22 protein-coding genes are annotated in these 23,226 nt (G+C 57.8%); 12 read left to right on the top strand and 10 right to left on the bottom strand.

Translation table 11 applies throughout. From position 1 onward, the window contains the following. Position 1 precedes the first annotated feature (1 nt). Positions 2–388 (bottom strand): hypothetical protein, encoded by a 387-nt coding sequence (locus ACMXYH_RS19535; protein WP_149631808.1) that lies wholly within the window; start codon positions 386–388, stop codon positions 2–4. A gap of 179 nt (positions 389–567) precedes the next feature. Here ACMXYH_RS19535 and ACMXYH_RS19530 point away from each other — a divergent pair, with 179 nt between their 5' ends. Next, entirely contained in the window at positions 568–1,380 is an 813-nt protein-coding gene (locus ACMXYH_RS19530; protein WP_415764546.1) for a class I SAM-dependent methyltransferase, read from the top strand. A 13-nt stretch (positions 1,381–1,393) separates the two neighbouring features. On the opposite strand, the gene ACMXYH_RS19525 is transcribed toward ACMXYH_RS19530, so the two are convergent. Both ACMXYH_RS19525 and ACMXYH_RS19520 read right to left on the bottom strand, forming a co-directional pair. Then, positions 1,394–1,702 (bottom strand): addiction module antidote protein, encoded by a 309-nt coding sequence (locus ACMXYH_RS19525; RefSeq protein WP_129443270.1) that lies wholly within the window; start codon positions 1,700–1,702, stop codon positions 1,394–1,396. 2 nt (positions 1,703–1,704) lie between these two features. After that, the gene (locus tag ACMXYH_RS19520; protein ID WP_129443272.1) at positions 1,705–1,998 is read right to left on the bottom strand and encodes a type II toxin-antitoxin system RelE/ParE family toxin; all 294 of its coding nucleotides are present in this window, start codon (positions 1,996–1,998) and stop codon (positions 1,705–1,707) included. A 164-nt stretch (positions 1,999–2,162) separates the two neighbouring features. Between ACMXYH_RS19520 and ACMXYH_RS19515 the strand changes: the two genes are divergently transcribed. From ACMXYH_RS19515 to ACMXYH_RS19480, 8 genes are all read left to right on the top strand, one after another. After that, positions 2,163–2,831 carry an ABC transporter ATP-binding protein gene (locus ACMXYH_RS19515; protein WP_129443274.1) on the top strand — a complete coding sequence of 223 codons (669 nt, stop codon included), beginning with the start codon at positions 2,163–2,165 and terminating at the stop codon, positions 2,829–2,831. 1 nt (position 2,832) lies between these two features. Then, on the top strand, positions 2,833–5,304 hold the full coding sequence (locus ACMXYH_RS19510; RefSeq protein ID WP_415767727.1) for an ABC transporter permease: 2,472 nt from the start codon (positions 2,833–2,835) through the stop codon (positions 5,302–5,304). Then, complete coding sequence (locus tag ACMXYH_RS19505; RefSeq protein ID WP_415764545.1) at positions 5,294–6,358, top strand: lipocalin-like domain-containing protein; 1,065 nt, start codon at positions 5,294–5,296, stop codon at positions 6,356–6,358. Before ACMXYH_RS19510 ends, ACMXYH_RS19505 begins: the two co-directional genes overlap by 11 nt. A 124-nt stretch (positions 6,359–6,482) precedes the next feature. Beyond that, positions 6,483–6,725, top strand: coding sequence for a hypothetical protein (locus tag ACMXYH_RS19500; RefSeq protein WP_056746628.1), 243 nt, complete (start codon positions 6,483–6,485; stop codon positions 6,723–6,725). Between the two features lie 11 nt (positions 6,726–6,736). Continuing rightward, positions 6,737–6,910: a hypothetical protein gene (locus ACMXYH_RS19495; RefSeq protein ID WP_165353279.1), complete on the top strand. Its 174-nt coding sequence runs from the start codon at positions 6,737–6,739 to the stop codon at positions 6,908–6,910. A gap of 87 nt (positions 6,911–6,997) precedes the next feature. Beyond that, a complete protein-coding gene (locus ACMXYH_RS19490) occupies positions 6,998–7,582 on the top strand; it encodes a hypothetical protein (protein WP_415764544.1) in 585 nt (194 codons plus the stop codon). Between the two features lie 756 nt (positions 7,583–8,338). Next, positions 8,339–9,328, top strand: coding sequence for a formylglycine-generating enzyme family protein (locus tag ACMXYH_RS19485; RefSeq protein WP_415764543.1), 990 nt, complete (start codon positions 8,339–8,341; stop codon positions 9,326–9,328). A 121-nt stretch (positions 9,329–9,449) separates the two neighbouring features. Continuing rightward, positions 9,450–10,442 (top strand): formylglycine-generating enzyme family protein, encoded by a 993-nt coding sequence (locus ACMXYH_RS19480; RefSeq protein ID WP_415764542.1) that lies wholly within the window; start codon positions 9,450–9,452, stop codon positions 10,440–10,442. 49 nt (positions 10,443–10,491) lie between these two features. Here ACMXYH_RS19480 and ACMXYH_RS19475 read toward each other — a convergent pair whose 3' ends face one another. Genes ACMXYH_RS19475 through tssI form a run of 3 tightly spaced genes read right to left on the bottom strand, consistent with a single transcriptional unit; the run spans position 10,492 to position 15,924 of the window. Next, positions 10,492–12,999, bottom strand: a complete 2,508-nt coding sequence (locus ACMXYH_RS19475; RefSeq protein WP_415764541.1) for a LysM peptidoglycan-binding domain-containing protein — start codon at positions 12,997–12,999, stop codon at positions 10,492–10,494. Between the two features lie 19 nt (positions 13,000–13,018). Then, positions 13,019–13,852 (bottom strand): DUF4123 domain-containing protein, encoded by an 834-nt coding sequence (locus ACMXYH_RS19470; RefSeq protein WP_134423184.1) that lies wholly within the window; start codon positions 13,850–13,852, stop codon positions 13,019–13,021. Continuing rightward, entirely contained in the window at positions 13,849–15,924 is a 2,076-nt protein-coding gene (gene tssI, locus ACMXYH_RS19465) for a type VI secretion system tip protein VgrG (protein WP_415764540.1), read from the bottom strand. Before tssI ends, ACMXYH_RS19470 begins: the two co-directional genes overlap by 4 nt. 3 nt (positions 15,925–15,927) lie before the next feature. Between tssI and ACMXYH_RS19460 the strand changes: the two genes are divergently transcribed. Next, entirely contained in the window at positions 15,928–16,071 is a 144-nt protein-coding gene (locus tag ACMXYH_RS19460) for a hypothetical protein (RefSeq protein WP_415764213.1), read from the top strand. Here ACMXYH_RS19460 and ACMXYH_RS19455 read toward each other — a convergent pair. After that, the gene (locus ACMXYH_RS19455; RefSeq protein ID WP_054051032.1) at positions 16,056–16,571 is read right to left on the bottom strand and encodes an Hcp family type VI secretion system effector; all 516 of its coding nucleotides are present in this window, start codon (positions 16,569–16,571) and stop codon (positions 16,056–16,058) included. The two genes, ACMXYH_RS19460 and ACMXYH_RS19455, sit on opposite strands and share 16 nt — an antisense overlap. 444 nt (positions 16,572–17,015) lie before the next feature. On the opposite strand from ACMXYH_RS19455, the gene ACMXYH_RS19450 reads away from it, so the two are divergent. After that, entirely contained in the window at positions 17,016–17,693 is a 678-nt protein-coding gene (locus ACMXYH_RS19450; protein WP_415764539.1) for a type 1 glutamine amidotransferase domain-containing protein, read from the top strand. A gap of 156 nt (positions 17,694–17,849) precedes the next feature. Here ACMXYH_RS19450 and hglS read toward each other — a convergent pair whose 3' ends face one another. From hglS to ACMXYH_RS19435, 3 genes are all read right to left on the bottom strand, one after another. After that, positions 17,850–19,235: a 2-oxoadipate dioxygenase/decarboxylase HglS gene (hglS, locus tag ACMXYH_RS19445; RefSeq protein WP_415764538.1), complete on the bottom strand. Its 1,386-nt coding sequence runs from the start codon at positions 19,233–19,235 to the stop codon at positions 17,850–17,852. A gap of 253 nt (positions 19,236–19,488) precedes the next feature. After that, positions 19,489–20,430, bottom strand: a complete 942-nt coding sequence (locus tag ACMXYH_RS19440) for an alpha/beta fold hydrolase (protein WP_415764537.1) — start codon at positions 20,428–20,430, stop codon at positions 19,489–19,491. 22 nt (positions 20,431–20,452) lie between these two features. Beyond that, a complete protein-coding gene (locus ACMXYH_RS19435; protein WP_134418672.1) occupies positions 20,453–21,907 on the bottom strand; it encodes a flavin-containing monooxygenase in 1,455 nt (484 codons plus the stop codon). Between the two features lie 193 nt (positions 21,908–22,100). Here ACMXYH_RS19435 and ACMXYH_RS19430 point away from each other — a divergent pair, with 193 nt between their 5' ends. Continuing rightward, entirely contained in the window at positions 22,101–23,174 is a 1,074-nt protein-coding gene (locus ACMXYH_RS19430) for a diguanylate cyclase (RefSeq protein ID WP_415764536.1), read from the top strand. The last annotated feature ends 52 nt before the right edge of the window (positions 23,175–23,226 follow it).

Raw genomic sequence — 23,226 nt, 5'->3', positions numbered from 1 at the left:
CTTATTGCATCACTGGCCCCTGACGGCTGAGGCACGCGAGCAGGCACGTGGGGTCGAGGACTTCTTCGTTCACGTAGACACCGCGTTGCTGATCGTAGGAGCGGATGAACACTCGAACCGTGGCATCCGCTACCGTCGGCAATCTTGAGTCGTAGAACTCATGCTGACTCGAAATGGGGATGAAGTCCTGAGGCGCTGTCGGGATGTACGAGCCGGGCGGCACCGTGCTCAGTGACGGTGGCACGGGGTGAGCGAAGGGTTGGTCGGCCCCGTAATAGTTGAACTCACTGCTGTAATCGGTAGTGGGTGTCAGGCTGTCGTCCGCGTGAGCACCGGTTGTGGTGATCAGGCAGAGGGCGAGCAGTAGCCTCAGATCGGTTGTTTTCATGGCAGCACCTGCGAAATCGGTTTTTCCCGCAATTCCCCAAGGTCATTAACTATAGCTCCCGTACGAGCGCGCGTTCGCGATGCCCGGATTACAAGATTTGAACAAAGACTCAATGGGGTTTTTCAAAACGCTGATCTAGACTCGTGCCGGTCAGTCAAGACCCCAGTCTGGAGCGCGCAATGGAAATGCCGACAAAAGAAAAAGCCATCGCCAGCAACCGCGATGCCTGGAATGACTCCGCCCGACACCACAAAGACAATCCCGAGTGGCGGGCCCGTTTGACGGCTGTTGGGAATAGGGATTTTTGCTGCATGGACGACACCCTCCGAGGTTTGCTGGAACAAGTGGGTGTCGACGGCAAAGACGTGGTGCAACTGGGCTGCAACAACGGCCGCGAAAGCCTTTCGTTGTTTGCGCTGGGTGCCCGCCACGTCGTGGGCGTCGACCAGTCCGAGGCCTTTCTCGATCAGGCGCGGGAACTGGCGTCACGCTCGCCCCATGCGCCTGAGTTCATCGAGGCAGACATCCATCACTTGCCGCCTGAACTTCATGGCCGCTTCGACGTGGCCCTGATCACCATCGGCGTGTTGAACTGGATGCCGGACATCGACGAATTCTTCCGCCACGTCGCGCAAACCCTCAAGCCCGGTGGCAGCCTGGTGGTGTACGAAACCCATCCCTTCCTCGAAATGTTCGACCCCGAGTCCGCCGATCCGTATCGGCCGGACAGCTCGTACTTTCGCAGCGAACCTTTCGTGCAGGACCAGCCGATCGTCTACGAAGGCAAAGTCGCCCAGCAGGCGGCTCCGTCCTACTGGTTCGTCCACACCCTGGGCGCCATTTTCACCGGCGCCATCGACGCCGGATTGCAGATCAGCCACTTCAAGGAGTACCCGCATTCCAACCGCGAGGAACTCTATGATCGGTATGAGCAGCAAACGGCGCAGTTGCCGTTGTGTTTTACGTGGGTGGCGCGCAAGCGAGCAGTCTAATCAGAAGAGTCTCTTAGAGCGTTGAGTGATTGACCGAATGACCCGGCTGCGCGCAGAGATCAATGCCAAGGGCGTGAATGACCTTTAATACCGTATCGAAACGTGGTTTTGCACCTGGTGCGAAGGCCTTGTACAGGCTTTCGCGGCCCATACCCGAATCCTTGGCTATCTGTGTCATTCCACGCGCTTTCACCACATAGCCGATAGCGCGAAGAAATTCTTCGTTGTTGCCGTCTGCGAGCACTTGCGAAAGGTACTCGCTGATGGCTTCGTCACTGTCCAGCAGAGCCGCCATATCGAAAGTAGTCAAAGTCTGGCTCATGTTTAAACCTCCTTTGCCAATTTTTTCGCCCGCCTGATGTCGGCGGTTTGCGAAGATTTGTTACCACCCGCCAATAGCACAATGACGACGCTATTTCGCATAGTGAAGTAGACCCGATAGCCTGCACCGACGTCCACGCGCATTTCGGAAACACCATCACCCACCGGTTTGACATCGCCCAGATTACCCGCAGAGGCACGGTCAATGCGACGAGCGATGGCTAACTTCGCCCGCAAGTCACGAACTGAGGCATGCCATGTCGCGAAGATCATAGTTTGTTGAATAAGATAATTCATTACTCAAATGTATCCATATGGATACGAATGAGCAGTCAGGCAATTCCTTCGTTATGTATGTTTTTTCCCTGAAGTGTGTGGGCTATGGGGTATCCGTGGGGGTTAATTCGCGGTGCTGCTGCCGTCCGCTATCCTTGCTCCACGCACATCGAACGGTTTTCCCCATGCTTTCGGTCCAAGGCGTCTTCAAAAGCTACGCCACTCCCCAGGGCCCACTGCCGGTTCTGCAAGGTGTCGACCTCACCTTGAAACCCGGCAGCAGCCTGGCGTTGATGGGTGAGTCGGGCAGTGGCAAGAGCACTTTGCTGCACCTGATTGCCGGGCTGGACAAGGTCGATCGCGGCAGCATCCGCAGCGGCGAACATCGGCTGGAGCAGATGAACGAAGGGCAACTGGCGAACTGGCGGCGGACCGAAATCGGCCTGGTGTTTCAGCAGTTCAACCTGATCGGCAGTTTGCGCGTGGAGGACAATCTGGCATTTCAGGCGCGATTGGCGGGGCGCCATGATCCGCGCTGGCAGGCGCATCTGGTGCAACGTCTGGGCTTGGGTGATTTGCTGCAGCGTTATCCGGAACAGCTGTCCGGTGGCCAGCAGCAACGGGTCGCGCTGGGCCGTGCCCTGGCGTCGCAGCCAAAACTGCTGCTGGCCGACGAACCCACCGGCAGTCTCGATGAAGCCACCAGCGATGAGGTCTTGAAGTTGTTGCTGGAGTTGCTCGACGACAGTCCCACCACCTTGTTGATGGTCACCCACAGCCCACGGGTTGCCGCGCGGCTGGCCGAAAAAGTGGTGCTCCACGGTGGCCGTCTGGCTGGCGCGGACGAGCGCTGAGGTGCGGGTCTTTCGCGAGACGTTGCGGGCGCTGATCAGTCATTGGCGGCAGCATCCGGTGCAGTTTTTCAGTGTACTTACCGGGCTCTGGCTCGCCACCAGCCTGCTGACCGGCGTGCAGGCGCTGAACAGCCAGGCGCGTGAAAGCTATGCCCGGGCCAGTCAGTTGATCGGCGGCGAACCCCAGGCCAGCCTCAGTTCACCCAGTGGCGCAACCCTCTCCCAACACGTGTTTGTCGACCTGCGCCGTGCGGGTTGGCCGGTGTCGCCGGTCCTGCAAGGTCGGGTGACGCTCAAGGGTCATGACGACCAGCGCTTGCAGCTGATGGGGATCGAGCCGGTGTCGCTGCCTGCCGGTTCCTCAGTGGCTGGGCAGGCGTTGGCGATTGAGCAGGTTGTCGAGTTTTTCAGCCCGCCGGGCAGTACCTGGATTTCGCCGCAGACGTTGCAGGCACTGGGTCTGCATGAGGGCGAAGGCCCGCTGACTTTGAGTGATCAGGTATTGCCGCCGCTGCATGCCCAACCCGATATGGCCCCCGGTGTGTTGTTGGTGGACATCGGCTTCGCCCAGCAGATTCTCGGCCTGCCGGATCAGCTGTCACGCCTGCTGCTGCCGAAGGATTTCACCGCGCCCCTGCCTGATCACTTCAAGGGTCAACTGCAGCTCAAGACCAGCGGCGAAGAGAACAATTTGTCGCGCCTCACCGAAAGCTTTCACTTGAACCTCGATGCGCTGGGTTTTCTGTCATTCGTGGTCGGCCTGTTCATCGTCCACGCCGCGATCGGCCTGGCGCTGGAACAACGCCGCGGCTTACTCAGAACCCTGCGCGCCTGCGGTGTCAGTGCACGGATGTTGATTGCCTGTCTGGCGGTTGAACTGGGTGGTCTGGCGTTGATCGGCGGACTGGTCGGCGTCGCCAGCGGCTACCTGCTGGCCAGCGTGCTGTTGCCGGATGTCGCCGCGAGTCTGCGCGGGTTATACGGCGCCGAAGTGGCGGGGCAGTTGAGCCTCAGTCCGTGGTGGTGGCTCAGCGGCGTCGGCCTGAGTCTGTTGGGCGCGTTGTTGGCGGGGGCCAACAGTTTGTTGCGGGCCGCGCGCCTGCCTTTGCTGGCCCTGGCCGACCCGCAAGCCTGGCATCAGGCTCACGCGCGCTGGTTGCGGCGTCAGGGTTGGGTTGCCGTGATCGCCGCGGTGATCGCACTGCTGGCGTTGATCTTTGGCGACAGCCTGAGCAGTGGCTTCGTGCTGATGGCGGCACTGTTGATCGGCGCTGCGCTGGCGTTGCCGGTGGTGCTCAACTGGGTGTTGATCCTGGTGCTGCATCGCAGTCGCTCGGTACTCGGCCAATGGTTTCTCGCCGACTGCCGTCAGCAACTGCCGGCCCTGAGCCTGGCGCTGATGGCGCTGTTGTTGGCACTGGCGGCGAACATTGGAGCGGGCAGCATGACGGCCGGTTTTCGTCAGACCTTCAGCGATTGGCTCGAACAACGCCTGACCGCCGAACTGTACGTTAATCCGCGAAATCCGGCCCAGGCCAGAGAGCTGCAAACCTGGCTCAAGCAGCAACCCGGACTCACGGCAGTGCTGCCCAACTGGCAAGTATCGATCCAGTTGCAGGGCTGGCCGGCGGACGTCTTCGGCGTGATCGATCACCCGACGTATCGCCAGCATTGGCCGCTGCTGGAAGCCTTGGGCGACAACCCTTGGGACCGACTCGCCAAGGACGATGCGCTGATGCTCAGCGAGCAACTGGCCCGTCGGCTGAAGGTGCGCCTTGGCGATCACCTGACGATTCCCACACCCAATGGCACATGGTCGCCACGGATCGTCGGCATCTACGCCGACTATGGCAATCCCAAGGGCCACATGCTGGTCAACGTCAACCATCTGCTGCGCGGCTGGCCGCAGCTGACACCCAGCCGTTTCAATCTGCGCATCGACCCGACGTTGATCCCTGCCTTCCAGACCGCGCTGCAAACCCGCTTCACGCTGGAGGACAGCCGCATCGTCGACCAGGCCCGGCTCAAGGGTTGGTCCACGCAAGTCTTCGAACGCACCTTTGCCGCGACCGCCGCGCTCAATAGCCTGACCCTCTGTGTCGCGGGTGTGGCGCTGTTCATCAGCCTGCTGACCCAAAGTCAGAGCCGCCTCGGGCAACTCGCCCCCCTGTGGGCGCTCGGCGTGACTCGCCGGCAACTGATGTTGCTCAATCTCGGGCAGACCTGGTTGCTGGCGGTGCTGACCCTGGTGCTGGCGTTGCCGTTGGGGATCGCGCTGGCGTGGTGCCTGGACACGGTGATCAACGTTCAGGCCTTCGGCTGGCGCTTGCCGCTGCGGGTGTTTCCGATGCAGCTGTTGCAGTTGATGGGGTTGGCGCTGTTGGCGACTTTATTGGCGTCGGCGTGGCCGCTGTATTCGCTGTATCGCACGCAACCGGCGGATCTGCTGAGGACGTTTGCTCATGAAGATTAAGCTCGGCCTGTTGCTATTGGCGTTATTGAGCGGGTGCGATAACTCGGCACCGGTTGAGAAAGGCTTTGCGGGGCTGGGTCATCAGGCCACCGCGTTCACTCCGGTGATGCCCGGTCGGGTGTTCAGCTTTCCGGCGGATCACGGTCCTCATGACGGTTTTCGCATTGAATGGTGGTACGTCACCGCCAACCTCAAGGACGATCAGGGTCGCGAGTTCGGTGCGCAATGGACGCTGTTTCGTAGCGCCTTGAAAGCTACGACCGAGCAGTCTGGCTGGAGCAATCAAATTATCTGGCTTGGCCACGCGGCCGTGACCTCGGCGACAGTGCATCACGCCGCGGAGCGTTACGCCCGTGGTGGTGTTGGTCAGGCTGGCGTGAGTCTCGCACCGTTCAACGCGTGGATCGATGATTGGCGTTTCAGCAGTCAGGGTTCCGACCCGTTGGCGGATCTTCAACTCAGCGCCCGGGACAAGGATTTTGGCTATCAACTGCGGCTGACCTCCACACGCCCTTTGGTGCTTCAGGGCGACAAAGGCTTCAGTCAGAAATCTGAACAAGGGCAGGCGTCGTACTACTACAGTCAGCCTTTTTTTCAGGCCCGCGGCACGCTGGAAATCGACGGCAAAACGTATCAAGTCAGCGGCCCGGCCTGGCTCGACCGCGAGTGGAGCAGCCAACCCCTGACCGCCAACCAGACAGGCTGGGACTGGTTTTCCCTGCACCTGGACAGCGGCGAGCAGGTGATGCTCTACCGCATGCGGCAGAAGGACGGCGCGCCTTACCTCACCGGCACCTGGATCGACGCTCAAGGCCAGACGCAGTTACTGCACGCAGCCGACATCAACCTCACACCACAAGACACCGCCAACGTCGCCGGTCGTTCGATGCCGGTGCGCTGGTCGATCAAAATCCCCGAGAAACACCTCGACATCACGATCAGCGCGCTCAATCCCAATGCGTGGATGGCTTTGCGCATTCCCTATTGGGAAGGGCCGGTGCAATTGAGTGGCAGCCATGGTGGGCAGGGTTATCTGGAAATGACCGGGTATTGAGGCCCCCTGTAGGAGCTGGCGAAGCCTGCGATCCTTTGACGTTGATCTTGATCCCCCGAAATCCCCCCGGAACTCCTCGCGACGCCCAACCCTCTACCGTGAGAACCCCCGCAGGAGCCCACACATGAGCGACGACCTAAAACCACCTGACCTTGCCTCGTGGCAGCGCCTGTTCGAAGACAAGGCCTACTGGCAACAGTCCCCTGATGCCCATTACGCCGAACTGCTGCGGGTGGCCGATGACTTGCTGGGGCAGGGCGCCATCGACCTGGAACAGTGGCAAGCCTTGAAGGCCAAGGCCGATCAATCTCATAAAGACTCGCCTGCCGTGAACGTCGCCCAAGAGGTTGACGATCCCGAAGCCTGAGGAGAATTTCCATGAATCCCAAACCGCCTGACACTTTGGAAAACCCCGACGAGCCCCGACCACCGGGTGAAGTCGAGCGCGACAACGACGCCCTGCGCCCGACCGATCCAACCCGACGCAAGGAAAGCGGCAAGGGCACAGACAGTGGTGAATCCACCGCACAAGAAACCGCAAAAACTCCCTGATCAGCGTCTATGCTCATCTGCGCAGAGGGCGCTGGACGGTGGTTCAGCGCTCGTTGCTGCCTCCAAATCACAGGGAATGTACCGCTTATGAAACTTCACGCACTGACCAAAGCCATCACCCTTGCGACCCTGCTGTCTGCCGCCAGCCTTAGCGCCATGGCGGCGGACATCCCGCTGTCTGCCGTTGTGGAGGCGGATCAGGTCACCACCAAAGTTGTCTCGGTCGATGCTGCCAATCACCAGGTCGTCCTGGAGGGGCCGGAAGGTCGTCAGGTCCATGTGCAATTGACCGACAAGGCCAAAAACCTCGGCAAACTGAAAGTCGGCGACCAAGTCGATGTCAAGGTTACTAGCGCTGTCGCCGCCTACCTCGACACCGACGTCGACAAAGGCCTGCCAGGCACCGTCGAACGCGCTGGCGAAGTCCGCGCAGCTCCCGGCAGCGACAACCCGGGTGGCGAAGCCTACCGTCAGGTGCAGGTCCAACTGAAAATCACCAAAATCGACGTGAAGAAAAACCAGGTCACCTTCGAAAACCCCGCCGGCCAGTCCAAGACCGTTGACGTCGTAAGACCCGAAGTTCAAGCGAAATTGAAAGATCTGAAAGTTGGACAGAGTGTCGTTGTCACCTATACCGATATATTGAAAGTGAACAGCAAGCACGGAAGTTGAGTATTAGCTCTATAGGTTGCTTGTACAATTTTTGTATAAGAACAATCAGTTTTTAATGGTCTAACTGGTGAGTTTGCTAGTCTGTAAAATAGTATTTGGGCCGACATTTAATCGAAAGTTGTTTCGATAAATTTCATGTTCATATACGCGGACATATTCGAAGACTTCAATTAAAATACTTCCCGTTCGCCCAGTGTCAGGGCTCTTTACCGGTGCATGGATTGCCAGGCCATTACACTGGGCGAACACCTTCTCTGGAGAGCAGTTTAAAAGCTTCAGACATAAAAAATGGGAGACCGTGGTAGTCGCCCATTTTTATTGCCTGGATTAAACCGGTGCCTGCAATCGCTGCCTGGCCGCATCGCAGCAAATTGCGACTGTCGCGGAATTGAGATCTGTGGTCAGTTCGTTGAGTGATGCAGAGGTTTTCGCAGGCGTGGTTTAACAGGTTTCAGTGTCGATGGCCGGGAGGAGGGTGAAGACGAGGCCGGCGGGGTTGGATGTTGTGGATTGCACTGACGGCGCGTTGGGTTGCTTTGCTGAATTGGAGGGGATCGGGATACTCGGGTGGAAACATTTTCATGGTGAATCTCCTGAACCAACATAGCCACAAAGCGGCATTTGCATGCCTTGATTGTGTCCGATCTGTCAAAACCGGTTGCCGGGGCTTCAGTGATAGGCTCGGTATCGGGTTTTGTGGTGCAGGCGGGGAGTGATAAGGTTCTGGCATGGTTGTAGTTGATAAGGAAATCGCTTGTGTTACGTCAGCTTGTATTTGCCCTGCCAGCATTGATTCTGCTCGGCTGCCAGGCAGAATCCGAACCCTTGCCGCACAGCCAGAAACTCGCGCCAGAAAAAGTCGCGGCGATCGCGGCCACGATCAAGAATAAATACCCGAACTTTTCCAGCGAACTGCGTGGCAAGGTGCTCAACACCGTGGTGCAGTCGATCGACAATATGGTGTTTGTCGAAGGCGGTCAGTTTGATATGGGCGACTTCGGGTGGATTTGTGAGTATGACGAAAAGGATGTGTGCACCTGGCCTTGTGGTCAGGATCCGGAGGAGCTTTGTAATATCAGTTCGGGTGGTGATGATGATTTTGTGCATCCGGTAAAGCTGAGCAGTTATTACCTGTCGAAATTTCAGGTTGCGTTGGGTGATTTCGATTTGTTTTTTGTTGCGAACGGAAAGCCTCTGTTTGATGCTAAGTATCGCAAGCACGAAGATTTGCAATTTCGCTATCAGCCAAACTTGCCTGCCCCTACTCAAGGTTGGCAAGAAGCCAAAGACTATTGCGAATGGGTTGGTCAGCTGAGTGGCTACGCCGTGGACTTGCCTACGGAAGCTCAATGGGAGTATGCGGCCCGTAGTCGTGGTCAATACTTACTATTCCCTACCGACACTGGCAGCCTTGATTACGGAAAAAACTTCCCGGTTGAGGATGAAGAAAATAATTTTTCTATCAATCGATTCGCTCCCAATCCATTAGGCATCTACGGTCTTTCGGGCAACTCGACAGATTGGGTAAATGACTGGTACGGCGAGGACTATTACAAAAACTCACCTGTGGAAAACCCACAAGGGCCTGAGTCCGGCACAAAAAGAATTCGACGCGGTTCCACAGCTTTAGAGGCACCATTATTTGCAGCCCCAATTATTCGACGTTGGCCGGTAGCCCCTTTACATAGTCGTCATTCAGGTGGAACCAGCTTTCGTTGTACCATTCAATCGGATAAGCCGCTTTAACTCACTCCTCCGAAACCGCCGAGATATCGCAGAAAAATCCGAAGGCACTGCATCGGGCTTTGTTGTGCAGGCGCGGGATGTTAATGTTCGGTCTTTGTCGCATTTTATAAGGATATTGCCAGTGCTACGACAGCTTGTACTTGCCTTGCCAGCCATGATGTTTTTAGTCGGTTGCGAGGCGGAATCCGGCCCCTTGCCAAGCAGCAAGAGCATTGCGCCAGAGAAAGTCGCGGCCATTGCGGCCACCATTGAGAAGAAGTACCCCGAGCTTTCCAGCGAGAGTCGCGACAAGGTACTCAACACCGTCGTGCAGTCCATCGACAATATGGTGTTTGTCGAAGGCGGGCAGTTTGATATGGGCGACTTTGGCTGGGTTTGTGAGTACGACGAAAAGGATGTTTGCACCTGGCCTTGTGGGCAGGATCCTGAGCAGCTTTGTAATATCAGTATGGACGGTAATGACGATTTCGTGCATCCGGTAAAACTGAGCAGCTACTACCTGTCGAAGTTTCAAACTATTTTGGGTGATTTCGATCTGTTTTTTACCGTGCAAAATAAGCCGTTGTTTGATACTAAATTCCGCGACAGAGCAGATTTGAAAAGTATGTATGCCCCGAATTTACCGGCGCCCACAAAGAGCTGGCAGGAGGCGAAAGATTACTGTCAATGGATTGGGCTGCTGAGTGGCTATCCGGTAGATTTGCCTACAGAAGCTCAGTGGGAATATGCCGCCCGTAGCCGCGGGCAACATGTGCTATTTCCTACCGATACCGGAAGCCTGAATTTTGGGAAGAACTTTCCGGTAGAAGGTGAAGGTGAGACTTTTGCAGTTGGCCGATTCACCCCTAATCCCTTGGGTATTTACAATATGTCCGGTAATGCTACGGATTGGGTTAACGATTGGTATTCTAAAGATTATTATCAGCACTCGCCGTTGGAAAATCCGCAAGGTCCGAAAACAGGGACAGATAAAGTTAAACGCGGCTCGTATTATCCCGAGGGTCCATTGCTAGCTGCTTCAATTGTAAGGCGATGGCCCGATAAGCCAATACAGGATGCTTATTATCCTGGTACGAGCTTTCGCTGTGCTATTCAGTCAGATAAAAATCTATAGCGTATTAAATGTTAGGGCGCCGATGGCGCCCTTATAATTAATTGTATATTTAAGTCAAGCCATCAAATAGATTGCTGCGCCGTGCTGCGACTAACACACCTTCTTTGCGCCACGGCAAGCCTGGAGTCCAAGCCAGCATACCCTCAGACTGCACTGATGACTCTCCATTGATTGCTAAGGTGCCGATAAATCGGTTGAACTCTCGTTGCTCGCTCCCGTCTAGCATTGCGTTGATACGATCCAAACTGTCCATGGCTTTGACTTTACTACCGCTCTTCGAACAATGTTCCAATACTTCGAAAAAATGCCGCCAACTGCGTAAATGTGACAGCAGCAAGACGACGGCTTTTTCCTGGTCTTCGGCCCAGCTTTCGACAAAACTTTCAGTTAATAAATACAGCATGGGGCCAATAGTTTCTGGTGGCAGTATTTTGAGGGGGATTTTCTTTCCATTCACGTTGATGGCTTGGTGGCTGAGTAGATACTTTGCAAGATTTTCAGCTTCCTGTTTTGTAGCCTCGCGCTGTTTCCACCAAAGCCCCATGTTCCGAAATCCATCCGCAAATGCTTTTCCCGCTACTTCTCCAGGATGGGTTGCAATTTGGTATAACCCCCTGGCCATGTAGTTGAAGGCATCCTGAGTTACCGCCAGTTGATAGTGAAAGTCAGCTTTAGACAGCGCACTGCAAAACACAAACGCCAGATTCCCTACCTGTTCCAAATCCACTGCTGTGCCAAAACCCCCGCCAGCGCCAGGACCGAATACCAAGCTCGCTTTGCAATTAACTGCCAAGCGATCCGCGTTAATTTCGATACTAAAATCAAACCCAGCCCCCACACCAAGCGCCACATTCCCCTCAGCCTTAATCTCAACCAGACTCGCCCAGTCGGTGCTCCCACTATCATTCGCCTGGCCCGCGACAATTTTGCCGCCACCTTGCTTGGCCGGATCAAGCCATTTCAATGTCCCGGTCACTGTGCCGCCGCTTTGTACGCCAGCAAACGCGTTGCCCTTCACACCAAGGCTACCCCCGCGTTTTTTATCCACTGCCATGCTTGGCGTACTGAGCAACGCCGTCGCACCAGAGGCTTCAACTTCCTTGGGTTTGTACTGCGCTTTGGCGCCTGCCTGACCTTGTGCCGTCGCCCCGGCGAAACACGACAGCTCTACCTTGCCGTCAAGACGGAAGATGCCGATGTCGCTCACCACTTCCTTGCCTTCGGCATTGCGGTAAGGCATCCGCACCACATAACCTCCCTGATCGGGAAAGAAACTCTTGAGTGCGGCCGAGCCTTCTGCCAACGAAATCGCAGCGCTGCCCTTAACGCCCACCTCGATGTTGCCCTTGCCGGGTTCCCAGCTGTTGATGCCGGCGCTGGCGGTGGCGGCGAAACGGAAGGCGTGGGCTTCGGCGGAGACGGCGTATTTAGCCGAGTCTGCCTGGTTGGAAGTCCAGGAGCATTCTTTATGCAGCGCATTAAGCAAATTGTCGTCCTTGCTCGTCCAGGTCGTAAATTTGGCTTCCAGACCGCCTAGGGGACTGGTTTTACGGCTTTCATTGACGGCGGACTTAATGTCCTTGAACAGTTCTTTAGCCAGGTTTTTATCGAGCGGCTTGCCCTGCATTACCTTCGTGCTGACCTTCACTTTCCAGTCAAGCTGTTCCCGGTAACTCATCGGTATGTAGTGCCGGCGGCTTGGGTCGCTGAACGAGATGACTTCGATGACGGTAATGCCCGTTTTTACTTGCCGACCCTTTTGGCTTTCGGAGGTTTTTCCCTTGCCATGCTTGATGTCAGGCGCAGCGCTGTTGGCGCTGGTGGAACTGTCGCCGGCTTCGGCCTTTCCTTGCGCTGCGATTTTGGTTCGCAGGGATTCAATCTCGGCGTTCAATTCGAGTACTTTTTTAGCTTGGAGCTGTTTCCAGTTGCTCTTCAGGTAGTTGCCCCCAAGCGAAACCTTCGGCGTATAACGCTGATACCAGTCACGTGCCTGTTGCACAGTTGCCAACTGACCTTGCAAGTCTTCTTTGCGCGTAACCGCCTTCGCGGTCGCTTTTTCCGGCGGTGGCTCTGATCGCTGTACCAGGCCGGCATCTTCGGCCTTGGCGTTCCAGGCGTCTTTGACACAGCGCGAGCAGGCGCAACTGGTCTGAGGATTTGACGCTTTGGTGCATTTGCTCGTTTCGGTGGCTTTGGCCAGGTTCTGGTGCAGCTCGTCCATGAGTTTCTTGACGAGGTCAGTCTGCGTTTTGAGTGCTTTTGACTCTTTTTCCGTCAGAACGTAAAAAGTGTCTTCACCGGTGATATGCACCACGTCCACCAGTTCGTCCTTGCATTGGGCTTCGCCCTTGACGCTGGTGGTGCTCTGGTTGTCCGCATGCTTGGGCGGCGGCAACACTTTAGCGGCTGGTAACTGCAACACCCAACCGGCTTTGATGTGGTTGGGGTCGGTGATATTGGGGTTAAGTGCCCGCAGATCCGCCACGGAGCATTTGTTGGCGCTGGCAATATTGCCGAGGGTATCGCCGCTTTTGACGGTATAGGTGTTGCTCATTGCTCATCGTCCTTGTGATTCAGAGGCTTTCCAGCTGAGTCAATTTTTCACCCAGCGCCACGTCGTTACGAGCCAGAAGTTCTGCATCCGGGGTGTTTGCCCAAAAGGAGTCTCCACGGCTTATGGCGAGGCGTAGCCAGCGCTCCTGATCTGCCATCTGTTGGTAGCCTGCTTGTTGTCCGGCCAGCAATTGACGATGTACAAACTCGACGGTGTCTTCGGCGGGCAACACTTCGCGATAGTCTTCGGCAAAGCGTGCTGCAATGACCTTCAATCGACCTTGCTCAATCGATTCTTCGCGCTCCGGACTCAGGTACAGCCAAGCGGGCGGTTGCAGTTCGGCCGCTGGACTCTGGGGCGCCCTGGCGTAATACCGCCAGCCCATTTCGTTACGCCAGGCCATGCCGGTGAATGGCCCGATAAACTGGGCGCGCTCAGTTTCATTGAGGCTGCGCAGCAGGGGCTCCAACCAACGTGGATCGAAAAACCGCATCATTTGTTGCGGCGCGTCGTCGGTGCGCACAGTGAGCAGGCTTTGCCAGTGTTCAACCCCGTTATCCAAGGCTTGCTCATTGCTCAGCCAGGCCACGCAGCCGGCGTCGGACTGCTCCAGCAAGGCACTGGCATAGGCCGTCGAGTCGCCTTTTGCAGGGCACACGACAACGTAAGGTCCAGCGGGTTGAAGTTCGGCATATGGCGTGTTGAGGAATAGTGGAATACACCGAGGGCGAGATTGTTCGTCACCTTGAAACAGACGCGTCAGCAAATCCGCATCAAAGCTGCCATCCAGAATCAGGCACATGGTGCCCGGTGACGCAGCTTGCTCGAACGGCGAAGGAATCGAGTCCATCATGCTGTTTTACCCAGCTGGTGAATGGGGCAATGGCCGGAGGCATCGAGGTGGCACGAAGGAGTCGGCAGTAGCACCCCTGTCTTTGCTTGCGCTTTATACGATGCAAGGGAGGGCGCAACAACCTGGCCACCCTTATCCGCATCCGCCTGTTTCAATACCCCCGGCATCAATGGCGCAGCACCTGTCCCATTTCCCGGACTCCCGCCGGAATTCATGTTGATCACCGGCCCACTCAGCGTCACGCCACTGCCGTCGATCTTGATGAAGCTCCCACCACCAATCAGCGTCAGTTCGCTGCCGGCCTCAAGCACGACTTTCATGCCGCTGCTCAGGTGGATTTCCTGGCCCGCTTCGATGAACTGGCCGGTGCCGACTTTGATGTGCTGGTTGACGCCCACGGTGAGGTGGTCGTTGGCGCGGGTTTCGACTTTGCGGTCGGCGTAGACGGTGTGGTGTTCTTCGGCCTTGAATTCGCTGTAGCTGTTTTGCTCGACGGTGTCGTGGCGTTCGTTGCCGACGCGGATTCTCTGGTCGTGCTCGACGTTTTCATCCCAGTCGCGTTGGGCGTGCAGGAAGATTTGTTCCTGGCCCTTTTTGTCTTCGATGCGCAGTTCGTTGTAACCACCGCCACCGGGGGAGCTCAGGGTTTTGAAGGTGCTGCGGGTTTTGTTCGCCGGCAGGGCGTATGGGACGACGTTTTCCTTGTGGTACAGGCAGCCGCTGATCAGCGGTTGGTCGGGGTCGCCTTCGAGGAAGGTGACGAGCACTTCCATGCCGATGCGCGGGATGGCGATGCCGCCGTAGTGGGCGCCGGCCCAGGCGGAGGAGACGCGCAGCCAGCAGCTGGTCTTGTCATCGGCCTGGCCTTCGCGATCCCAGTGAAATTGCACTTTGACGCGGCCGTATTGGTCGCAGTGGATCTCTTCACCTTTTGGCCCGGTGACCACGGCGCTCTGGCTGCCGAGGATGCGCGGTTTTTTCTGGGTCAGCGGTGGGCGATTCGGCACGTCCCACGGGGTGGCCTGGAAGCGGTTGCGGTAGCCCTGGTGGAAATCGTCTTTCAGGTTAGTGGTGCTGCTGGTCACCGACTCTTCCAGCACTTGCGGCTGTTTGCCTTCGTGGAGGATTTCGGTCAGCAGCCACAAGTCGTTCCATTTGGCTTTTGGGTGTTGGGTCAGGGCCAGGAAGTGACCGCTGACCAGCAACGGCTGATCGCTTTTGCCTTCCGCCAGTTGGAAGTCACTGCGGTGACGTTCGAGGGCGCGTTTGGCCAAGTGCTTGCCACGTTCGCGGTCGATGAAGCGGCCGGGGTAGTCGTAGTCTTCGAGGTCGGGCAGGGCGTCGCCACGGTTTTCGGCTTCGAGGGTGATGCGCGGTTTTTCGAAGTCGTAGTCGCGGCGGGTGGTGCGGCTGGTGCGGGTTTCCAGGCGCAGGTCGAAGCGTTTGATCACTGGGTCGTTGGCGACCATGCCGGAGTCTTGCTGGTAGGCCACGGGCGCGAGTTTCGGGAACACCGTCTGGTCATCGCCGAACACCAGCTTGTGGGCGGTGGCGCTGTGCTGAAAGTGGTAGTGGATACCTTCTTCCTCGCACAGGCGCTGGATGAACTGCAGGTCCGATTCATCGTACTGAACGCAGTAAATGCGCTCCGGATAAATCGCCCCGACTTTGAATTCATAGGCGTTGCTTTGGATGCCGTGCTCTTCGAGGACGCTGCCGATGATTTTCGGCACGGTGAGGTTCTGGAAGATGCGTTGGTTGATGCGGTGCGCCAGGTAAGACAGTTGCGGGCGCAGGGTCACCGCGTAGCGGGTCAGGCGTTTGCCGGAATCACCCTGGGCTGCGCGATAGATCTGGCCATGAATGCCGCTGCCGTCAGGCGAGAGCTGCAAAAAGGCCGGTTTGTGCAGCAGGGTCTCGAGGTCCAGGGACGGCTGTTCACTGACCAGCTCCACCTCAAACACAAAGGGCTGGCTGATGGCTTCCCGACCTTGCAGGGAGAAAACCTGGAAGTCGCTGGAAAGACCTTCGATGGTCAGGGCAAAGTGAGTTTGATTGGCCGGCGCGAACATCCCTTGTTCCTCGTGCAGTGCAGCGGCGCTCGCCAATACCGGAAAAAGGAATCAGCAGACGCAAAATTCTGGAAGGGCGAAAACAACATCGACCAGCAGAGCTGGCCGATGCTTGAGACGGTCGGCCTGAATCAGGCGACCGGCTGACGCCAGTCATCGGAACCCGAAGTACCGGAAACTTCGTGGGTCCAGGTGATTTTGCGGTAGGTGAATTGCACTTCTTCCAGGTGCGTGAAGTGCGAGTTCGACGGGTCCTGGCAGTTGTGCATTTTGTTGTTGATGGCGACGATGATCGCGTCTTCCAGTTTGGTGGTGTAGTAGTGCTCTTGGGTACCTTGAGCCGAGGTGCGGTACCACTGGATAACGATTTCGCTCATGCGCTCGCCGGAGGTCAGAGCCGCCTGCAGCAGTGGCGAAGCCTTGTCGTAGACCTTGGTGATCACGACTGGCTTGTGGACGCGCTGACCGGTCGGTTGGCCGGACTGCGGGTCACGCGGGATGATCACGTCGTGGCTGAAAGCCTGAACCATGACCTGGTCTTCGTGACCTTCCTGGTAGGTGTTGCCAACCGAGTCGGCGGTGAATGCGCCGGCAGTGATCAGACCTTGTTTCTCGCCAGTGACGGACATGTACGCTGGTGTAGCCATGGATGTGCTCCTTGCTAAAAGTTAGGGTGCCCGGGAGGCGGTATCGCCCGGTGGGTGCCTGACTGTTATCAAGGTCCGTGCCAGAAACGGTGAAGGCTATATAAATCAAGAGGTTGAGATGGTTTTCAGCGCTCGCGAAGGATGTTCGGCAGCGATCGCCTGTGGATGTGCGCAAGAAGTTGCGCAGTACTGCGCAACTTCTTGCGCACTTGGCTGGGGCGCCTGACAGGCCGGGCGATCAGCGAGCCGGGAAGGGCTTTCGCAGCGTTGAGTGCGCAACTTCTTGCGCATCAAGGCGGTTGGCCATCATTCGGTGACCCATCGTCTGATTTGCCGAAAACCGGTAGCAGAACCGCTAGGGTGACAGGTGCAACGAATGCTGCAGCTTGGAGGTCAAACTCAGCGCCGAGATGAATGAACATCTGCGAACTCAAGGAGAACGACATGAAAATCCTGATGGTTCTAACGTCACACGATCAATTGGGTGACACGGGTAAGAAAACCGGCTTCTGGCTGGAGGAATTCGCCGCGCCGTATTTCGCCTTCAAGGACGCCGGCGCTCAGTTGACCCTGGCCTCGCCCAAGGGCGGCCAACCGCCGCTGGACCCAAAAAGCGACGAGCCGGACGCGCAAACCGCGGCCACCGAGCGCTTTCGCAAAGACTCTGCCGCCCAGTCCGCATTGGCGTCTACCGCTCTGCTGAGCAGCGCGAGAGCTGAAGATTACGACGCGATTTTCTATCCGGGCGGCCATGGCCCGCTGTGGGATTTGGCCGAAGACAAAATTTCGATCGCTCTGATCGAGGCGTTTTACAAGGCAGGCAAACCGGTCGCGGCCGTCTGCCACGCACCGGGTGTGTTGCGTCACGTCAAGGGCGCGGACGGCCAGCCGCTGGTCAAAGGCAAGCGCGTGACGGGGTTTACCAACACTGAGGAAGAGGCGGTGCAACTGACGAAGGTTGTGCCGTTTTTGGTGGAGGACATGCTTAAGGAGAAGGGGGGTGTTTATTCCAAGGGGGCTGACTGGGCCAGTTATGTGCTCACTGATGGTTTGCTGATTACCGGTCAGAATCCGGCTTCCTCTGAAGCAGCGGCACAAGAACTATTGGCGAAGCTCCGCTAAATCTGACATGTAGCAGCTGGCGCAGCCTGCGTCCGACTGCGCAGCAGTCGTAAAACCGGCAAACACGGTGTGTCTGAAAGACCGCGGCGGCGGATACAACGACTGCTGCGCAGCCGGACGCAGGCTGCGCCATCTGCTACATGTTTGTGCCACGCTTCAGACAGCGAGGCTCGACGCTGCGAAACATTCCTCGATCGAGCGCCGCTGCGTCTCGGCATACAACGCCAACTCATCAATCGTCGATCGACCCAGCGCCTTCTCGAACACCTGCTGGTTCGAATGCACGCCATATTGGGTTTGCGCCGCATCCCCCAGGTTCGACTGAAAAATCCCCGCAGCGCTGACTGGCAGGAAATCTTCGTACACCAACGGTTCAACCCGCAAATACCCGCCGCTGAGCAGGTCCTCCAGCGACCACGATTTCAGCTCATCGGCCCCCAAACCTTTTTCCGTGACGAAGTAGCGAAAGTACGCCAGTTCCTGTTGGCGCATGCCCTCAACGGTGTCAGGGAATTCTGCAAAGTGCTGCGCCATCAGCGCGTTGTAGCGAGCGGCGTTGGCTTCGTTGGGGAAGTCTTTCAACTCATCACGGGCAACGTTGAGCAAACGGTCGTAAAGCGCCCGGCCTTTGGGGGTGAGCGCGGCGCCGCGTTGCTCGATTTCGCCGAAACGGGCGCTGTGGCTGCCACGATTCTCGGCTTGATCGGTGAAGGCGACAGGCTCGTCCAGGGCCTTGAAACTGGTCTGGCGCAGCAGAATCGGGCACTGACGGCGGGGCGGGCCTTCGATCACCGCTTTGGGGGTGATGCCATGGGCAGGCATTTGCGCCTGGACGATGTCGATGTCCAGGGTGCGAGGCGTCAGGTGGTTGATATGCGGGCCGGTGAACGCCACCACGTCGGCGATCAGGCGATGCTGGGCGCTGAGTTTGCGGTACTGCTCGGCGGTCACGGTGGCGGTGTGGTGCCAGCGGAACGTTTCCAGCGCCTGCTCGACGAAATCCTGAGCCTCCTGTTCGGTGAGGCCGCCCTGGGTTTCGGCGCGCTCGATGAGAATCAGCGCAGTGGGCGTGAAGATCGAACGCTTATCCAGCACCGATTGGGCGAACGCTCGCAGTTCCAGGTCTTCGATCAGTTCCAGGCGCAGCAGGGAGGTGAATACCCGGAACGGGCTGACCTGCAACGCTGCTTCATGCACCGCGCGAAAAGCCGTGGAGTGCACCGGCACGCCGGCCGGGGTCAGGTCGTAATAACCCACCGGTTGCATGCCCATCACGGCAAACAGCCGGGCGAGGGTGGCCAGTTCATCGGCGGTGCCGACACGGATAGCGCCATGCCGCTCCAGGTCCAGGCGCTGGATTTCACCGGTGCTGTTCAACTGTCGGGCGATCTGTGGATCGCTGTCCAGCACGTGACGGTTGGTCTGTTCCACCAGTTCCATCAGCGCGCCGTACAGCGGCACTTCTTCGCGGTACATGTCGGACATCGCTTTGGAGAAGCGTTGGCGGATCAGGTCAGGGCTGACGAAGTTCGGGTGGCTCATGAAAACAATTCCTGGTGCGGTGACGTAAAGGATGCGGGAAAAGATCGCAGCCTTGCGCGGCGCCGACAAACGAAGAATCTTACGGACTTCATTCTGCAAAGGACTGCTTGTTGTAGCAGCTGCCGAGCCTGCGAGGCTGCGTTCGGCTGCGAAGCAGTCGTGAAATCAGCCACTGTGGTGTGTCAGAAGGAACGTGCATACAGGGTTTGCGACTGCTGCGCAGCCGAACGCAGCCTCGCAGGCTCGGCAGCTGCTACACCGGAAGTTCCGAGCGTAGCGATGCCAAAAACTCCCGATACAACCGCGCCGTGTTCGTCGGTTGTTCCACCATCGGCATATGGCCGGTGTGGTCCCAGACTTCCACTCGCAGATCGGCGATGCCTTTGCTCCAGATCGCCACGCTGCTGACATCGATCAAGCGGTCATTGTGTCCCCACAGCAACAGCGCCTGGCACTTGATGTCGGGCAGTTTCGGCTCCATCGGCGGGCTGGCACGGAAGTCGTTGAAGATTTCTTCCAGCTCATCGCGACTCTGTTCATAGCGTTGCGCGATGGCGTCCAGCACCACCTTGGGTACCCACGGCGGTTCGGCCATGGTCATGGCGTAAAAACGCTGGAATTCTTCCCTTGAGTGAATCAGGAACGGGTTGTGGCCCTTGGCCAAATGCCGCTCCAGGTCGCTGGCTTCGGGGGCGGTGACACCTGCCGGGTCGATCAGGGCCACCGAAACGATGCGATCCGGGTACGTGGCCGCCAGCCACGCTGCCATGTAACCGCCCATCGAGTTGCCGATCACATGGACTTTCTCGACGCCGCAGACATCGAGCAATTGGATCATCCGCTTGGCCTGCAAGGGAATGTCGTAGCCGCCGCCCGCCTTGAAGCCGGTTTCGCCATGCCCGGCGATGTCGGGGATGATCACCCGATAGTTGCCGACAAAGTGCCGGGCAAAGCGCAGCCAGATGTTTTTGTCGGCGCTGTAGCCGTGGAGCATCAGCACGCTGCTGGACGCTTCGTACGGCCCGCCTTGCCAGGTCGAGACGGTCATTTCGGCGATCGGCACGACAATTTTGTGCAGCCCATACAGCTTGGCCTCTATCGACATGTTCAAGTCATAGAGCCAATAACCGATGGCCGGGTAACTCAACCAGCTCCAGGCCACGAAAACTGCGAGTGCGACAACCAACAAAAGCATCAGGCATCTTCCTTTTACGTGATCAGGACAGAATGTGATCGGCGGGTTTCAGCGCCCTGGTCAACCGGTGATAGCTGAAACTGAAGCCCGGAAACATCGCAATCACATGACCGCTCTTGCTTTGATACCAACTGTGGCAGCCCCCGGACTTCCAGACGGTGCGTTCCATCTCCCGGTGGATCATTTCAGTGTAGGTACGTTCTGCTTCGGGGCGTACTTCGATGCTGCGCAAACCGTGTTCTTTTAACGTGCGGATGCAATCGAGAATGTAATTCATCTGGGACTCGATGATGAACAGCGCCGAGGTGTGGCCAATGCCCGTGTTGGGGCCGGTGACGATAAACAGGTTGGGGAAGTCCGGCAGGCTGGTGCCGAGATAGGCCCGCGGATACTGGGCCCAGAAATCTTTGAGTTGTGTGCCGTTTTTGCCGGTGACCGGGTAGGAAATCACCCCGTCGGTGGCGTCGTAACCGGTGGACCAGACGATCAGGTCCAGGTCGATGTGTTGGCCGTCCTGGGTGACGATGCCGGTTTCATCGATGGCGGCGATGCCTTGCTCGCGGCTGTGCAGGCTCACGTTGCTGCGACCCAGCGCCGGGTACAGGGTGCTTGAGATGATCACCCGTTTGCAGCCGATGACGTAGTCGGGTGTCAGTTTTTGCCGTAATTGGGGGTCGGGCACTTGCCGTTTGAGGAAGCGCAGGGCGTGTTGCTGGACCAAGCGGATCGCTGGTTTCGAATACTTGAAGGCAATCACCCGGGTTTCGAACAGCCAGTAGATCATCCAGCGCAACAGTTTGTAGGCCGGTTTGAGCCCCAGTAACCAACGCTGGAATGGCCCAAAGGCACGGTCGGCCCGAGGCAATACCCAGTGAGGCGTGCGCTGGAACACATGCAGATGCTCGACGTCCGGGGCAATCGTCGGAATCACCTGGGCCGCGCTGGCGCCGCTGCCAACGATGGCCACGCGTTTTTGCCGGTAATCGTAGGTGTGATCCCAGTTGTTGGTGTGAAAAGTCTTGCCCTGAAACCGCTCCTGGCCCTCGAAGTGTGGAATCACGGGTTGGCTCAACGGCCCGGTGGCGTTGATCAGGAACTGCGCATGGAACGTGCCTTTGCTGGCGGTGTGCACCGCCCAGCGTTTGCCGTCATCGTCCCATTCGATGCGCTCGACATTGGCCTGCAGTTCCACCTTGTCTCGCAGGCCGAAGTGCTCCACCACGTACTGGGTGTAGTGGTGCAGTTCGGCCTGCTCGGCGAACATTTGCGTCCAGCGGTAGGGCGCGAAGGACAGCGAATAGAGCGGCGAGGGCACGTCGACCGCGGCACCAGGGTAGGTGTTTTGGCACCAGGTGCCGCCGAAAAAGTCCCGCCGTTCCAGCAGGCAGAAATCGCTGATGCCTGCCTGGAGCAAATTGATCGCCGCGCACTGGCCGCCAAAACCGCTGCCGATGATCAACACTTGAAAGGTCTGCATGGGCCTCCTTTTTTATCGTTATTGATCGAACCCTCCTTTCATGTATAGCCAAACATTGGGCGCTCGCCTCATGGCTATGCCTGGGTATTCAGACCGCCAGCCGGTGATGGCTATTTGACGTTACCCTGATAGACTCTCACCACACTTGAAACCCTAGTGTTTTCAGGTTCCGTTCTGTGGCGCAGAGGCTCCTATGGGAAAAACGGGAGGAAAAGGACTTTCACTGGCCAGGAGGCTTTATACATCGCGAATCCTGGGATTAGCTTTGGGGCTGTTGCTCGTGAGCGCGGTGATGTATCCACTCAACCCGGCACCGTGGGTCTGGGTGGCGATGCTGCTCAACGCCGTACTCTGGCCGCACTTGGCTTATCAATGGGCGCGCCGCGCGCAAGTGCCTTATCAAGCTGAACACCGCAACCTGCTGGTGGACGCCTTTCTCGGCGGCTTTTGGGTCGCTGCCATGCAGTTCAATCCGCTGCCCGGCGCGACGACCCTGTCCATGATGGCGATGAACAACGTGGCCATTGGCGGTTTGCGTTTCCTGTTGGCGGGAACCGTGGCGCAGATTCTCGGGATAGGCGTCGGACTGCTGATTTTCTCCCCCTCCTTCATCCCGCAAACCAGCCAACTGCAGATGTATGCCTGTTTGCCCTTGATGTGTTTGTATCCGCTGGCATTGGGCTGGATCTGCTTCCGCCAGGCCCACACCCTCGGCCGACAAAAGCGTGAATTGCTGGCCCTGAGCCGCACCGACAGCCTCACCGGCCTGCTGAACCACGGCGCCTGGAAGGATCAACTGGAAGTCGAACTCCAGCGTTGCAAACGTCAGCAGCAGGGCGGGGCGATTGCGCTGATCGACATCGATCATTTCAAATCCATAAACGACACCTACGGCCACGTTGCCGGGGACATCGTCCTGCGTCAGTTGAGCAAAATGCTCAAGCAGAACTTGCGCGCGGCGGATGTTGCCGGGCGCTACGGTGGCGACGAGTTCTGCGTGATCCTCCCGGACCTTCCGCTCACGAGCGCTGCGGCCGTGATGGATGCCCTGCGTGATCGCTTCGCCACCTTGGGTTATGAGCAGAGCCCGGCGCTGACAGTCAGCCTGAGCATCGGCCTGGCCGCCTTCAACCCGGCACACACCGACGCAACCCTGTGGCTCAACGACGCCGACCAGGCGCTCTACGAAGCCAAAGCCACCGGTCGCAACCGCGTCATCTGTTGCGGCGATGGCGAACCGCATCACGAATTACTTGATTCGGTGTGATCCATCACCAGTAATGTCGCCTGACATTCCGCCATCGCGAGCAAGCTCGCTC

This window comes from Pseudomonas frigoris (genome assembly GCF_047758635.1).
Lineage (GTDB): Bacteria > Pseudomonadota > Gammaproteobacteria > Pseudomonadales > Pseudomonadaceae > Aquipseudomonas > Aquipseudomonas frigoris.
The sequence above is the reverse complement of the archived record's forward strand: the minus strand, read 5'-3'. Positions and strand labels throughout refer to the sequence as shown.